This window comes from Limnohabitans planktonicus II-D5, from assembly GCF_001270065.2.
GTDB lineage: Bacteria > Pseudomonadota > Gammaproteobacteria > Burkholderiales > Burkholderiaceae_C > Limnohabitans_A > Limnohabitans_A planktonicus.
Genome location: NZ_LFYT02000018.1, coordinates 1 through 13,564 on the forward strand (window position 1 = coordinate 1; position 13,564 = coordinate 13,564).

Consider the following 13,564-nt stretch of genomic DNA (forward strand, 5'->3'; position numbering starts at 1 on the left):
TTCGTAGGTCGGTACTCGCAGAGTCCGACGTTGGCTTGTCCTGCACATGTGGCCGATGTGGGCTTTGTCGTTCGATCACACAGTTGCGGCCGTTTTCAAGCTAGTTGTCGCATTTATTTTGGTGGTTCAGGCTGGTTTTCGTAAGTTTTTGTTCTCCGTGGGTTTAGGGGTATGGGGATTGAGGTGGACTTCGTTGACCGGGTGCCAATTGCGTGCAGTTGCGGACCATCGGTTCGGATTGGCCTGTCGGGCAGCAGCGTAAACATCCTCGCGCTTTGCAAGCATTGGCCCGTCAAGCCCTGCGTGGCGCTGAGTTGGGGTTACAAAGCGAATGGCGCTGTGCCTGTGCTCGGTGTTGTACCAATGGACCAAATCTGTCACCCAGCGGCGCGCATGCAAGATGTCGGTAAAGGGCCCCAGAGGTAGCTGCGGGCGGAACTTGAGAGTTCGGAACAGCGATTCCGAGTAGGGGTTGTCATTGCTGACTGAGGGCCGACTGCGCGAAGGCGTGATACCCAAGCGCCACATTGTCGCCAGCATGGTCTCACCCTTCATCGGCGAGCCATTGTCTGAATGCACCGTGAGCTGCCCTTCGGGAATGCATTGGCGCTCGCAGATATCACGAAGCAAATCGGCGGCCAGCTGTGCGCTCTCACAATCAAATACCTGCCAGCCGACAATTTTGCGGCTGAAGATATCCACAAAAAGGTAGAGGTAGAAATGCACTCCTCGCACCTGGGTGGGCAAATAGGTAATGTCCCAACAATAGACTTGATCGGGCTGGGTAGCGACCAATGCGCGCGGCTTGCTCACCTTGCGCGGCACACGCTCCAGGCGGCGATGGCCCATCTGCTGGGCGCAATGGAGCAGTCGGTACATCGTCGATTCACTGCACACATACTTGCCCTGGTCGGCCAAGCGAGGCACGATTTGGCTGGGTGGCAAATCTTTGAACTCCTCGCTGTTAAGCACGCTCATCGCGGCCTCTCGCTCAGCTTGACTGAGCTGGTTTGGCGGCACGCTGTGCGCACGTAGCTTGCTGACACGCCGGTCTCCTTCGTGCCCACTAGGGTGTACCCAGCGCTGCAAGGTGCGAACGCTCATGCCAATTTGGGCGCAGGCCTGTTGAGCGCGGGCACCATCAGCAATAGCCTGCTCGATCAATGGCAAAAGGATTTGGCGCTGTAGGGTGGAGTTCATCATGCCTCGTCCGCCCACAGCGCCTGGAATTTTTTTTGCAATATCAGCAGTGCTGCAGCCTCCGCTAAAGCTTTGTCCTTGCGACGCAATTGCCGCTCCAGCTGATCGTGTTTGCCCTGCAGCTCTCGCATGGCACCCAGATTTTGCTTGGCGCTGGGCTCGCTCATTGCACAAAAGGCATCACGCCAAGTCTGCAGCTGGTGTGCGTACAGCCCCTTGTGGCGGCACCAAGCATGCAGATCATCACCCACGAGCAGATGGCTTTCGTTAAGCGCTTGAAGGCGTTCGCGGGGGGCCCAAGCTTGGGCAGAAAGTTCGCCGTGCAAAAGGGGGGCTACATGGGGCAACCCCCTTGCAGCTTTGGCGGCATCTCGGCGCCAACCCTTCAAGGTTGTCAGAGGAACATTCAGTTCAACTGCAACGCTGACCAGAGTTTGATCGCCGCGCTCGCGAGCCTTACGCAATGATTGTTCAATAAATTCAGTGGGATACGGAGCATGTTTCATTATTTATCGCCTCAGCGGAGAGTCCGCTTGGAAAAAGAAGAGAGGCGACAACTAGTCTGACACAGGGGGGTTGTCGGGGTCTTCGACCGCCGACCTACAGGGAGCGGCTCACTGTAAGTTTTCGTAGGTCGGTACTCGCAGAGTCCGACGTTGGCAGCCAGACGCATGCGGTCGATGCAGGCTTTGCCGGTCCATCACACAGTTGTCGGGGTCTTCGACCGCCGACCTACGGGGGCGATCAATGTAGGTCTTCGTAGGTCGGTGCTCGCAGAGTCCGACGTTGGCTTGTCCTGCACATGCGGTCGATGCAGGCTTTGTCGGTCCATCACACAGTTGTCGGGGTCTTCGACCGCCGACCTACGGGGGCGATCAATGTAGGTCTTCGTAGGTCGGTACTCGCAGAGTCCGACGTTGGCAGCCAGATGCATGCGGTCGTAGCAGGCTTTGCCGGTCCATCACACAGTTGTCGGGTTCTCGACCGCCGACCTACGGGGGCGATCAATGTAGGTCTTCGTAGGTCGGTACTCGCAGAGTCCGACGTTGGCAGCCAGACGCATGCGGTCTATGCAGGCTTTGTCGGTCCATCACACAGTTGTCGAGGTCTTCGATCGCCGACCTATGGAGGAGCGGATCACCGTGGGGGTGTCAATGCACGACGACGGGCTGCTGGGCCAGGCCCGTGTAGCCTTCGAGGGTGTCCTCGACTTCTTCTTGTGTGGGGGTGTGCTGTTGCCAAGCTTGGATTTGTTGCTGGAACATTTCTGCCCAGGAACCGTCCAAGTAGACCTCTTTGCCAGAGCGTTTGTCCACGATCTCAAAACCATGGCGCTCCAGCAACGGTTTGCTGCTGGCTGGCGATGCTTCGGCCGGCGCATTGGCCAGCATATGCATCACCGCAAATGTTTCGGATTCGTAAAGCAAGTTCATGTGTTCATTCTCCCTCAACTCGTGTTGAATAAATGAGGACATGGTCATGAACTTCAAGTGGGTGTGGTTTTTTAGCCCGCAGGGTTGCCCGCCGGAAGTGGCGGCAAAAGCTTGTAATCACTCAGCAGCAGATCGATGTAGTTGCCGCTGACTTGGGTGATGCGGATGCGCACGGGCAGCCAGCCATGTTGGGCCGAGACCCAAAACTCCACTTTGGCATCGAAGCGGTTGCGTGGCTGGGCCGACCATTTGGTGGTGTCTAGCGGACCGCTGTCCAGCGTCAGGCTGTCGTTTTGCTCTTGCGTCAGGATCCAGGGCAGGGCTTCGCGCAAGGTGACGGTTTGGATGTTCAATCGTGTGCCCGGGGCAAAACGCTGGGGCGCGCCCGCCATGGCAGCGGCCAGCTGCACATACAGACTGATCTGGTCCTGGGCACCAGGCAGCAGTTCTGCTGTGGGCGCATTGCTGCTGAACACGATCTTCTTGTTCTCACGGTCAAAGTGAGAAGCCCTCTCGCCGCGCCAGCTGTCGGTGAATTTGCGAGGTGCCAGGCCCGCTGCCGTGATCTGCCCTTGGCTGCGCCAGTGCCGTGAGCCCAGCAAAAAGGCTTTCACCGACAGGGCCAGGGCATATGCTTGGTCGTTGTGTTGCCAGTTCAATTCGCCACTGGCGTGGTAGGTCAGGCCTTTTTCCATGCCGGTGAGTCGGTAGCTGAGCAAGGCCGAGGGGGGCAAGGCCCCCAGGGGTATGTTGGGCAGGGTTTCGGCGGGCGCGGGCTCGGTAGCGGCGGTGACCTCCGGGGCGGGTTGTGCGGCGGGGGCGCTGGCTATTGCCGCCTCGGGTACAGGCGCTTCATTGCTTGCGGTCTGTGCGGGCTGGGCGCTTTCGGCGGTGTTCGTAGCGCTATCTTCTTGTGCCAGTGTTTCTGGCCGTTTGGCGTCAGGCGGTGGCGTCGCTTCTTGCGCAATGCGGGTGCGCGGTGCAGCAGGCTTGGGTACCTTGACCACAGCAGCCACGGGCGTTGCAGGGGCCAGCATGCGCGTTTGCAAAGTGGTGACCCGAGTGGCTTCGGGTGTGGCCAGTTGCACCTCCAGCAGGCCCGACATGCTCAAAACCAGCAGCGCATGCATGACCAGCACGAGCCCGACCAGCCAGGCCAGCGAGCGCCGTGGCGGCCAAGCAGAGGTGGCTGCTGGGTGCGTGTGGCGAAGAGTCTGGTGCGGCATGCTTTAAGCCTCGCGCCAGCCCAAGTCGTCCGACAGCTGCCTTGCAAATTGGCGCAGGGCCTGAGCCACGGGCCCTTGCCACTCGGTGTGCAAGGTGGCCGATGAGCCCAAAGCCACCACGCCCAGCACCAAGTGCCCATCGGCATCAAACACCGGCGCGCAAAAGCCTGCAATGCCGGGCAGCAAGACATTGACCACGCGGCCCAAGCCTTGCTGGCGGGTTTCTTCAATCATGGTCTGCACTTGGGCCTGCGTGCTGGGCAAATCGCTGCGCCCGAGTTTGCGGGCCAGCGCCAGTTCCTTGTCGATCATGGCTTGCCCTTTTTCGGCGGCACCGCCGTGGCTGTTGAAGGCGGCAAAACAGCGCCCCGTGGCCGAAGACAGCAAAGGCATCACATCGCCCAGGCGCAAACTGACCGGCACGGCCAGCGGAGTTTCTTGCCAATGCACCAGGGTCGGCCCCCGGTTGCCCCAAACGGCGAGGGCCACCGTGTGTTCGGTGGCTTCCATCAAGGCGTGCAAACGCTCTCGGGCCATCTTGACCGCGTCCAGGCGCGACAAGGTGGCCAGACCCAAACGCAGTGTGGTGGGGCCGAGTTCGTAGCGGTTGGTGCTGCTGTCTTGCACCACCAGGCCCAGGCGCTGAAAGCTCACCAGATAGCGGTGCGCTTTGGCCGCACTCATTCCCGCAGCACTGGCCAGATCGCGCAGCATCAGGGGAGCGCTGGCTTGCGCCAACACATCGAGCAGTGCAAAACCGACCTCCACCGACTGGATGCCAGCGCGTTCTTTGCCTTCATCGGGGCGGGGGGTGGCAAGGGCCATATCGTCTAGAATCCAGTTTCGTTTAGTTAAACGAGTTTAACAATGCGTAATTTCGCAGTGCATCACACTGTAGCGCATGAGGACCAGAACGGGACACCTGCATCATGAAATTGGCGACCTACAAAGACGGCTCACGCGACGGACAACTGGTGGTGGTGTCGCGCGACCTGAGCACCGCACATTATGCGACCGGCATCGCCAGCACATTGCAGCAAGTGCTGGACGACTGGAATTTTTTGGCCCCCCAGCTGGAAGACCTCTACCTCACCTTGAACCAGGGCAAGGCCCGCCACGCCTTCCCGTTTGACCCCGAGCGCTGCATGGCGCCGCTGCCTCGCGCCTACCAGTGGGCCGACGGCTCAGCCTACCTCAACCATGTGGAGCTGGTCCGTGCGGCCCGCAACTCGGAAGTGCCCAGCAGCTTTTACACCGACCCCCTCATGTACCAGGGCGGCAGTGATGATTTCATCGGCCCTTGCGACCCGGTGGTCTGCGCCAACGAAGCGTTTGGCATCGACTTTGAGGCCGAGATCGCCGTCATCACCGGCGACGTGCCCATGCAAACCTCCGCCGACGAAGCCATCGAGGGCGTGCGCCTCGTCATGCTGGCCAACGACGTGAGCCTGCGCAACCTGATCCCGAACGAGCTGGCCAAAGGCTTTGGCTTCTTCCAGAGCAAGCCCGCCACCGCATTCAGCCCCGTGGCCATCACACCCGATGAACTGGGCGACGCCTGGCAAGGTGGCCGTGTGCACCTGACGCTGCAATCCACCTGGAACGGCCGCAAAGTGGGCATGTGCGAAGCCGGCCCCGAGATGACCTTCCACTTCGGCCAGCTGATCGCGCACATCTGCAAAACCCGCAATGTGCGCGCAGGCTCCATCGTGGGCAGCGGCACCGTGAGCAACAAGAGCGTGGAAGTCAAGGGCAAACCGCAGTGGCCCAAAGGCTACAGCTGCATCGCCGAAAAACGCGCCATCGAAACCATCCTGGACGGCAAGCCAAGCACCGAATTCATGAAGTTCGGCGACACCATCCGCATCGAGATGAAGGGCAAAGACGGCGAAAGCCTGTTCGGCGCCATCGAGCAGGAAATCGTCCCGCTCAATGCTTGACGTCCATGTCGGGGTCTTCGACCACCGACCTACAAAACCCCATCTCCCCGTAGGTCGGCACTCGAAGAGTCCGACATGTGTGAATGCCCCCACGCAGCACAAGCGGGCCGCGCCGCTGGATCAAACAAACGTCGGGGTCTTCGACCACCGACCTACAAAAACCCACAGCCCCGTAGGTCGGCACTCGAAGAGTCCGACATGTGTGAATGCCCCCACGCAGCACAAGCGGGCCGCGCCGCTGGATCAAACAAACGTCGGGGTCTTCGACCACCGACCTACAAAACCCCACAGCCCCGTAGGTCGACACTCGAAGAGTCCGACATGGCAGACTCAGCACACACCAATGTGCTTCACTTCCCAGAAGGCCCATCAACCTTACAGCTAACGCACAAAATGGGTGGCCACTGATTCGGTCTTTTCCATCATCCTATTAAACCGGCACGTTGATGTTTGCATGAACACTTTTTTGTTGGAGCGGCATGATCGCCGCGATGGAGCCTTGCAGACCGCCACACATCGCCCCAAGGGCGGCGCTCCCAGTGCGCTGATTGCTATTTGCAAAACATGACTTTCACTTCAACCTTCACAGGGCCGGATCAAAAGAAAATGCAGCTGGACAAGCTCTAGGATGTGTCCAGCTGCGGTTGTTTGGTTGAGGATTCCATGGGTGATTGAGTCACCTGCCGAGTGGGCACTTGCACTGAACCCGAGTAGCTTGCTGCTGTATCGACTCCATGAAAGCGCAAGAAACACCTGTGCAAAAATCAAAGCGCTGCTTCAAATCTCATGAGTCTTTTTTCCAGTTTTCAAATGACGATTCCCGCCATTGTTCAAGCCCTCATCGCTGAAACCGACCTTGATCTGTCGACCCCAAAAACTGCATCTGCGCCATCGAGTTTTCATGCCCAGGGCGCGTTTCCTGTGCAGGCGCTGTTTGTTGGCGTGAAAGGTCTGGGGGCCTTGCCGCCATTTTTGCAAGCCCCCGATCTGGGCCGTTTGTGCGAATTGGCCAGTGCAGCCTCGTTCGGTTTGCGTGACCAAACCCTGCTGGACACGACGGTGCGCGATACCAGCGAGATCAAAGCCTCTTCTATAACGCTCTCGGGTTGGGATGCCGTGTGGCCAGACATCGAAGCGTCTGTGCAGCAAGCCATGGGGCTGCAAGGCGTGTCCTTGCAAGCCCACCTGCACAACGCGCTGATTTATGGGCCGGGGCAGTTTTTCAAGATGCACCAGGACACCGAAAAGATGCCAGGCATGGTGTTGACCTTGGTGTTGGTCTGGCCTTGTGCGCATCTGGGAGGTCATTTGGTGCTGCATCAGGGGGACGATGTGCACCGCTTTCAGTCCGAGCATTTGCACACGGAACAAATTCAGTGGTGTGCCTTCTATGCCGATTGCCACCATGAGGTTCGCCCCGTCCAGCAAGGCCATCGTATGGTGCTGACCTTCAACGTGGTGCTGCGCCCTGATTCAACGCAGGCCAAGACAGCGCACAGTCCGGCATTGCTTGCGGCATTGCAACAGCACTTTGATGAACAAGATGGCGCCTCTTCCAAACAGCGCCTGGTGGTCTATTTGGACCATGAGTATTCACAAAAGGGATTGAGTTGGGGCTTGCTCAAGGGCCATGACAGAACGCACGCGCAAGCCCTGCGCAGCGCAGCCGATGCCCTGGGCTTGCGCGTTTACCTGGCCTTGGCCGAAATTCACGAAATGTGGACGGCCGATCTGAGCGATGTGGACTACCGCAGACCTCACAAAAGACAGGCAGAGCCCGAGCGGGACGAACTCATTGAGCACAGCACCACGCTTGACCATTGGGTGGACACCAACAATGTGGTGCAAAAAATGGGACACCTTCAAGTGCGTGACCCCGACATTGTCAGTCTCCGGGAGACCGATGAGGACGATCTGGTGAACTCCGAATACGAGGGGTACATGGGCAATTACGGCGAAACGCTGGACTACTGGTACCGGCGTGCTGCCGTGGTGCTGTGGCCACAGGCGAGTGAATTGCTGCAACAGTTTGACCTGGATGCCGACAAGGCCTTGCAAGCTTTGGTGGCGTTGGCGGGCCAGCCTGCGCAAGCGGCCAAAGTTCTGAGCACGGTGCAGGCCGTTAAAGCGCGATTGCTCCGTTTTCAAAGCGAAGACCCTCAGCGCTTTACAGACCAGTGCCAGATTGCGGCCAGTTTGTCAGACCCGCAACTGGCGCTTGATTTGCTGGAGACGGCTTCACCGTGGGTGTTTGGCGTGGGGCACGCCGGGGGCTTGGCCGTCTTGGTTAAGGCGCATGGCCAGAAGTTTTGCGATAAGTTGCTCAGTCGTTGGCTGCAAAAGCATGATCTGGAGCGACAGGTCAAAAGTGTGCTGAGTGAATGGACACACAGCTACGGCGATACAACATTGCGAGAGCATTTGCTGGGGCTGCCAAAGTTGATAGAGGCCTTACAGCAAACGGGGCTTGACCCGGCCTGGACAGAGCGCTTCGCACAAGCCAGAGGCCAGCTTTGGCAACAACTTGAAGCGCAATGGATAACTTTGATGCCCCATGCGCGTGACACGGCATGGCCCTGGCGCAGTCAATTCGCGGCCGAACTCATCCAGACGGGACTGCTGTTGCCCAGCACCCCACTGGCCGCTGATGTGGTTCGTCAACTGAATGAAGGTTTGGGCACCCACTCACTCGTTGTGCTCAGCCCCCTGTTGATCGAATGGGACAAAGCGGCGCACGCTGTTGCGGGTTGGTCCACCTTGCGGGAACGTGTGAAACAGGCCTTGGATCTGTCACTGGCCAAAGCCTTGCCCGAGGTGGGCGACTGGTCCATGGTGGTGCCGGTCATGCGCTGTCAATGCGCCGATTGCCGACAAGTGATGACCTTCCTGAAAAATCACGACAGCGCAAACGTGTTGCTGGCCATGGCAGAGGCTCGGCGAAAACACATCCTTGAAGAGTTTGGTCAATCCGGTCTGCGGCTGGCCATGGAGGTGTTGCGCCAAGGTTCACCCCACAAACTGCGCATCACCAAGCCGGCCAACTTGCGCGAAAAAGCCGCACAGCAACGTGTGCAGCATGAACAGTGGCGTGCTGCACTGGGCTGAAATCTATGCTCTCAGTCCAAAGAGGCTTGCGTTGCCCCCATGGATACGAGGGTGGTGCACCTGAATATTCACGCAAAACTTCCAACTCAAAACCACCAGTTCAGTGCGCTGCGTGTTCTAGCCAAGGATTCAATAGGGCCACACCGGTAGCTTCAAAATCCGACACATTGCGTGTCACGACGGTGAACCTGTGCTCAAGGGCTGTGGCCGCGATCATCGCGTCCCGGTCTGAGCGCGGGTTGGGGATGTGCAGTGATGCGCACACGGGTGCTGTGTTCTCTGCAAAGGGCAAGATGCGCCCCGAAAAAGCAGCGCGAACGCCACCCAGCCACTGGCGCAAAGCGCTGCCCTGCGGCGGTGTTTTGCGCTCCAACGCCTGAATGCCCAATTCCAACTCAAGCAGCGTGATGGCCGACAAAAAGAGTTGATTGCTGGGTTGGCCTGCGGTCCATTGGCGTACCGCCATGGACGGGTTGGGCTTGCCCTGGCGCAGCTCGGAAATGACGGTGGTGTCCAGAACTAACATGGATCGCTTTCAATCCAAGTTCGCGGCTTGAATTTGAATGCCCAGTTTGGGCGGATCAAACTCGATGCCTTCACCGCCCGGCATGCCGTCCATCACCTCCAGCAAAGACGGGGTGGCCTTTCCGGCCATGCGGTAGTAGTCGTCGATTTTGAGCAGTGCAAACGCGGGGCGACCCCGGTCGGTGATGAACACAGGTCCATCCATGGCAGCGCGTTTGGCGGCTGACACGTCTCGTGTGAAGTCGCGGCTTGTAAAAGTGTGAATGCTCATGGATGACCTCCCTTAAGGGTTGATGTTTGTATGTTGTGACAATTGCTTGACTTGTCAATGCTCAGGGCTTGCTGTGCTGGATGCCGTTCACTAGCGTGAAGCGCAAAAAAGCCATTTGCGCTTCACGTTTGAAGCGCAAATCTCTCAAATCCGCGTTGAAGCCCAAGGCTTTGCCAACGACATCAGCACCGAAAAAACGTGAATCTCTGCCGCGTTTCACGGGCTAAGGCCTGCTGGGAGCTGACTGCGTTGTGAGAGACGGGAGCGGGGCTGGGTACGCGGTATGGCTTGTTGAAAAAATAGAATCAATAGTCTGATCTTATTTTGAAGTAATATAAGGCCAAGATCAATCGATTAATCTTATCGCCATGCTCAACATCGCCAAAGAAGACATCCTTGCCCGTCTGGTGTTCGATAACCCCTGGTGGGACGCGTTATCTGCCCGAAAAATTGCTTTTGAAGACAAGCCCAGGCGCAGTTACTTTGCTGCTTTCCAGCAAATCCTGAAAGATACAAGCCTGAGGCGTGCGGTGGTTTTGATGGGGCCTCGCCGTGTCGGCAAAACGGTGATGGTCTATCAAAGCATCAAAGACTTGCTGGATGCAGGCGTGCCAGCCAAAAACGTTTTCTACGTCTCTTTGGAAACGCCAATCTATACCGGCCTGCCCTTGGAAAAACTGCTCAATTATTTTCAGGAGTTGCAGGGCCATGGTCGAGACGCGCAGCTGTACGTCTATTTTGACGAGGTGCAGTACCTGCCCAACTGGGAAGTTCATCTCAAATCCCTGGTGGACTCCTACCCCAGCTACCGATTCATTGCCACAGGTTCTGCCGCTGCTGCCCTGCGGCTCAAGAGCCAGGAATCGGGCGCTGGACGGTTTACAGACTATGTACTGCCCCCACTCACCTTTGCAGAATACCTGCGCTTCATTGGTCGCGACAATGAATTGATCCAGAAGCTGCACGAGCCTGATGGCGAGCATTCACGCTATATCGCCAAAGACATCAACGCCCTCAACCAGGAGTTCGTGAATTACCTCAACTACGGGGGATACCCCGAAGCGGTTTTTTCATCCACTGTTCGTACCGACCCCAGCCAGTACATCAAGAGTGACATCATCGATAAGGTCTTGTTGAGAGACCTGCCCAGCCTGTACGGCATCAGCGACATTCAGGAACTCAACAGACTGTTCACCACCTTGGCCTACAACACTGGCAACGAAGTCAGCCTTGATGAACTGTCCAAAACCTCAGGTGTGGCCAAGAACACCATTCGCCGCTACATCGAGTACCTTGAAGCGGCATTTCTGATCCGTCGCGTCGAACGCATTGATCAAAATGCCAAGCGGTTCAAACGTGCCGCAGCGTTCAAGGTGTATCTGAACAACCCCTCCATGCGTGCCGCCCTCTTTGGTTCGATCCAGGCCGATGCGTCAGCCATGGGCGCACTGACCGAAACGGCAATTTACAGCCAATGGCAACACACCCAGCAGGCCGAGTTGTTTTATGCCCGCTGGAACGGCGGCGAGGTTGACATCGTGCACATGAGCGGTAGCGACCTCAAACCCAATTGGGCTGTAGAAGTCAAATGGAGTGACCGCCCCCATCAGTCGCGTGGCGAACTCGACAACTGCGTGGCATTCCTGCAAAAACACCCGGCTGTTGCTGCGCGCCCCATGCTCATCACCAGCAGGACCATCACCGACAAGCAAGTGCACTACAAAGGCATGGATTTCGAATTTCGCCCTGCCAGCCTGTATGCCTACACCGTGGGTGCCAATTTGCTCGAGGAGTTGTCGCCGCCAGTTTGACCACGCTGACGGCGAAATCTTTCTGGCCAGATCAGTCCCGAGAAAGAAGCCAACCTGTGCCGCGTTTCACGCGCCGCGGCTTACCGCAAACTGAAGACGCTGTGCGAGATGGGGGCAGGTGCACAAGGGTAGGCGGGGGACGCGGTATCAATTGGCGAGCCACCGATCCAGCAGCGGCCCCACATAGGCTTTACCCAAATCATGCCCGCCATTCGGGACGACCGTGACGGGAATGCCCGTCAACTGACCAAAGGCCTGCACATTGGTCGGGATGCTTTGCCAGTCTTCTTCACCGACATGAATTTCGCAATTTTTGGGAGCGTTGAATTGCCCTGCCTCCGCCAGCGTTTTCAGCCGTTCTGACCGTGGCGGCGAAAAACTGGTTCTGGCTTGTTCATTCGTGAACTCGCCAACGATGGGCGACAGCAACAGAACTCGGCCCAAAAAAGACGGCATCTGGGTTTGCGCGTGCAGAAACAGGTAAGCACCGAAGGAGTTACAGATCACTCGAGCCTGCTCATGCCAGAAATGGCTTTGTAGATCATCCATGATGAGCTGTATTTGCTCATTAAAGGGAAGGGACCTGAAATCTCCGCGTATTTCACGACCGGCAATATCGAAGCCCCGGTCCATCAGGCCTTGACCAAGACCTGTGGCTAATTGGCCTCCGTGCCCGGGGAGGTAGTAGATGATGTTGTTTTCGGGTCTGGGCATGTACTGATTGTTGCTTGACTTGACGAGGGACCAGGCCGGACTTTACTCAGATATTCAGGGCACACATGAGCAGGCCCACAAGGATGTGACGCCTTGGGTGCAGTGGTTCGTGGACTGTGTGCACAAAGCAGCCGATGCCACTTGGGACCACATGCAAGCGGCCATGCGCAAAACCCGCTTCTGGTCCGAACTGCGCGAGCAACACCCGAAGCTCACGCCCACACAAACCAAGGCGATCAATAAACTTTATGACGTGGGGCCTGAAGGATTTGCCAATGGCATCAGCACAGAAAAATACGTAAACCTGTGCCGCGTGTCACGCGCTACGGCCTACCGTGAACTCACGGCGCTGTGCGAGATGGGGGTGTTGGTGCAGACGGGGACGGGGCGGGGGACGCGGTACAAACTGGAGAATTTGTTGTCCGGCATCACCGACGAGAATGCACATGGCGAAGTGCACTTCGGTGGACCGGTTGGTCGGGAAATGCTTTGATCTTTCGGCACGCCGAACTATAGAGCTGCTTCACAGATCAAATACTGCAATTTCTGGCGCGGCACCCCAGCGCAGCGGCAGCACCGACGTGCCCAAACCCTTCGACACATACAGGCGACAACCCGGTACATCGTAGAACCCCGCCACGAAGCGCCCGCTGCCGACAGGCCTGAAAGGCGCCCAACCGCCAAAGCTCACCTGGCCGCCATGGGTGTGGCCAGATAAACACACGGATAAGCGTTGCTGGCTCATCAGGCGGTTGATTTCGGGCACCTCAAAGAAACCAGGTGAGTGCTGAACAAGAACAGTCACGTTGTCTGATGGGGCAGGTGACAGCAGTCGCGCATCAGGTTGCCCGGCAGTAAAGTCATCCAGTCCGATCAAATGGATCTTTCGTTCCCCAGATGTAAATGAAACACGCTCATTGAGCAGGAACCGGCCATTCGGTTGCGCTGCAAAAAGGGCAATCAATGCCGGAAAATCTACCCCGCTCCAGTGCTCCCAGTTGCCCGGTACGGCGACGGCGGGAATGGTCCCTAGGGCAGCCAAAAAATCCTTCAGCACAGGCAGTGCATCGGCACGGTCGATGGCATCACCTGTGAGCAGTACTAAATCAGGCTGCAGCGCCTGCACCTGAGCCACGACGGCTATTTCAGACTTGCCGAAGCTCTGCAAGTGAAGGTCGGACAGTTGCACCACCCGAAATCTGGCTGCTTGTGATGGCGCACGCATGTCGTGATGCGTGACTTCAAGATCGGAACCGCTGCACCAGTACAGGCAGAGTGCGGTCAATAAGCCGATTGCCAAAACCAGAGAAACAAGCCAGATGGGCCGAGAAAACATGTG

Annotated in this window: 14 protein-coding genes; 4 read left to right on the forward strand and 10 right to left on the reverse strand. The window is 57.7% G+C overall.

Features of this window, described 5'->3' with window-relative positions:
- Nucleotides 1–126: 126 nt before the first annotated feature.
- The 5 genes from H663_RS33615 to H663_RS33635 form a co-directional block, all read right to left on the reverse strand.
- Nucleotides 127–1,203, reverse strand: coding sequence for an IS3 family transposase (locus tag H663_RS33615; RefSeq protein WP_116695888.1), 1,077 nt, complete (start codon nt 1,201–1,203; stop codon nt 127–129).
- On the reverse strand, nt 1,200–1,706 hold the full coding sequence (locus H663_RS41355) for a transposase (RefSeq protein WP_133240029.1): 507 nt from the start codon (nt 1,704–1,706) through the stop codon (nt 1,200–1,202). Before H663_RS41355 ends, H663_RS33615 begins: the two co-directional genes overlap by 4 nt.
- Nucleotides 1,707–2,351: 645 nt before the next feature.
- Nucleotides 2,352–2,633 carry a BTH_I0359 family protein gene (locus H663_RS33625; protein WP_053172658.1) on the reverse strand — a complete coding sequence of 94 codons (282 nt, stop codon included), beginning with the start codon at nt 2,631–2,633 and terminating at the stop codon, nt 2,352–2,354.
- 71 nt (nt 2,634–2,704) lie between these two features.
- Nucleotides 2,705–3,859: a DUF3108 domain-containing protein gene (locus H663_RS33630; protein WP_053172656.1), complete on the reverse strand. Its 1,155-nt coding sequence runs from the start codon at nt 3,857–3,859 to the stop codon at nt 2,705–2,707.
- Nucleotides 3,860–3,862: 3 nt separating this feature from the next.
- Nucleotides 3,863–4,684: an IclR family transcriptional regulator gene (locus H663_RS33635; RefSeq protein WP_053172654.1), complete on the reverse strand. Its 822-nt coding sequence runs from the start codon at nt 4,682–4,684 to the stop codon at nt 3,863–3,865.
- A 104-nt stretch (nt 4,685–4,788) separates the two neighbouring features.
- Between H663_RS33635 and H663_RS33640 the strand changes: the two genes are divergently transcribed.
- Nucleotides 4,789–5,799, forward strand: coding sequence for a fumarylacetoacetate hydrolase family protein (locus tag H663_RS33640; protein ID WP_053172653.1), 1,011 nt, complete (start codon nt 4,789–4,791; stop codon nt 5,797–5,799).
- Between the two features lie 786 nt (nt 5,800–6,585).
- Nucleotides 6,586–8,904 carry a 2OG-Fe(II) oxygenase gene (locus H663_RS33645; RefSeq protein WP_083451167.1) on the forward strand — a complete coding sequence of 773 codons (2,319 nt, stop codon included), beginning with the start codon at nt 6,586–6,588 and terminating at the stop codon, nt 8,902–8,904.
- 100 nt (nt 8,905–9,004) lie between these two features.
- Here H663_RS33645 and H663_RS33650 read toward each other — a convergent pair whose 3' ends face one another.
- The 3 genes from H663_RS33650 to H663_RS41650 form a co-directional block, all read right to left on the reverse strand.
- The gene (locus H663_RS33650; protein WP_053172649.1) at nt 9,005–9,430 is read right to left on the reverse strand and encodes a type II toxin-antitoxin system VapC family toxin; all 426 of its coding nucleotides are present in this window, start codon (nt 9,428–9,430) and stop codon (nt 9,005–9,007) included.
- A gap of 9 nt (nt 9,431–9,439) precedes the next feature.
- Nucleotides 9,440–9,700 carry a type II toxin-antitoxin system prevent-host-death family antitoxin gene (locus H663_RS33655; RefSeq protein ID WP_053172647.1) on the reverse strand — a complete coding sequence of 87 codons (261 nt, stop codon included), beginning with the start codon at nt 9,698–9,700 and terminating at the stop codon, nt 9,440–9,442.
- Between the two features lie 61 nt (nt 9,701–9,761).
- Nucleotides 9,762–9,920 (reverse strand): hypothetical protein, encoded by a 159-nt coding sequence (locus H663_RS41650; protein ID WP_165803919.1) that lies wholly within the window; start codon nt 9,918–9,920, stop codon nt 9,762–9,764.
- Between the two features lie 148 nt (nt 9,921–10,068).
- Here H663_RS41650 and H663_RS33660 point away from each other — a divergent pair, with 148 nt between their 5' ends.
- A complete protein-coding gene (locus tag H663_RS33660; protein WP_053172645.1) occupies nt 10,069–11,511 on the forward strand; it encodes an ATP-binding protein in 1,443 nt (480 codons plus the stop codon).
- A gap of 147 nt (nt 11,512–11,658) precedes the next feature.
- On the opposite strand, the gene H663_RS33665 is transcribed toward H663_RS33660, so the two are convergent.
- Nucleotides 11,659–12,225 carry a hypothetical protein gene (locus H663_RS33665; protein WP_133240030.1) on the reverse strand — a complete coding sequence of 189 codons (567 nt, stop codon included), beginning with the start codon at nt 12,223–12,225 and terminating at the stop codon, nt 11,659–11,661.
- A 19-nt stretch (nt 12,226–12,244) separates the two neighbouring features.
- Between H663_RS33665 and H663_RS33670 the strand changes: the two genes are divergently transcribed.
- Nucleotides 12,245–12,718 (forward strand): Fic family protein, encoded by a 474-nt coding sequence (locus tag H663_RS33670; RefSeq protein ID WP_133240031.1) that lies wholly within the window; start codon nt 12,245–12,247, stop codon nt 12,716–12,718.
- A gap of 30 nt (nt 12,719–12,748) precedes the next feature.
- Here H663_RS33670 and H663_RS33675 read toward each other — a convergent pair whose 3' ends face one another.
- On the reverse strand, nt 12,749–13,561 hold the full coding sequence (locus H663_RS33675) for a metallophosphoesterase (protein WP_083451166.1): 813 nt from the start codon (nt 13,559–13,561) through the stop codon (nt 12,749–12,751).
- Between the last annotated feature and the right edge of the window lie 3 nt (nt 13,562–13,564).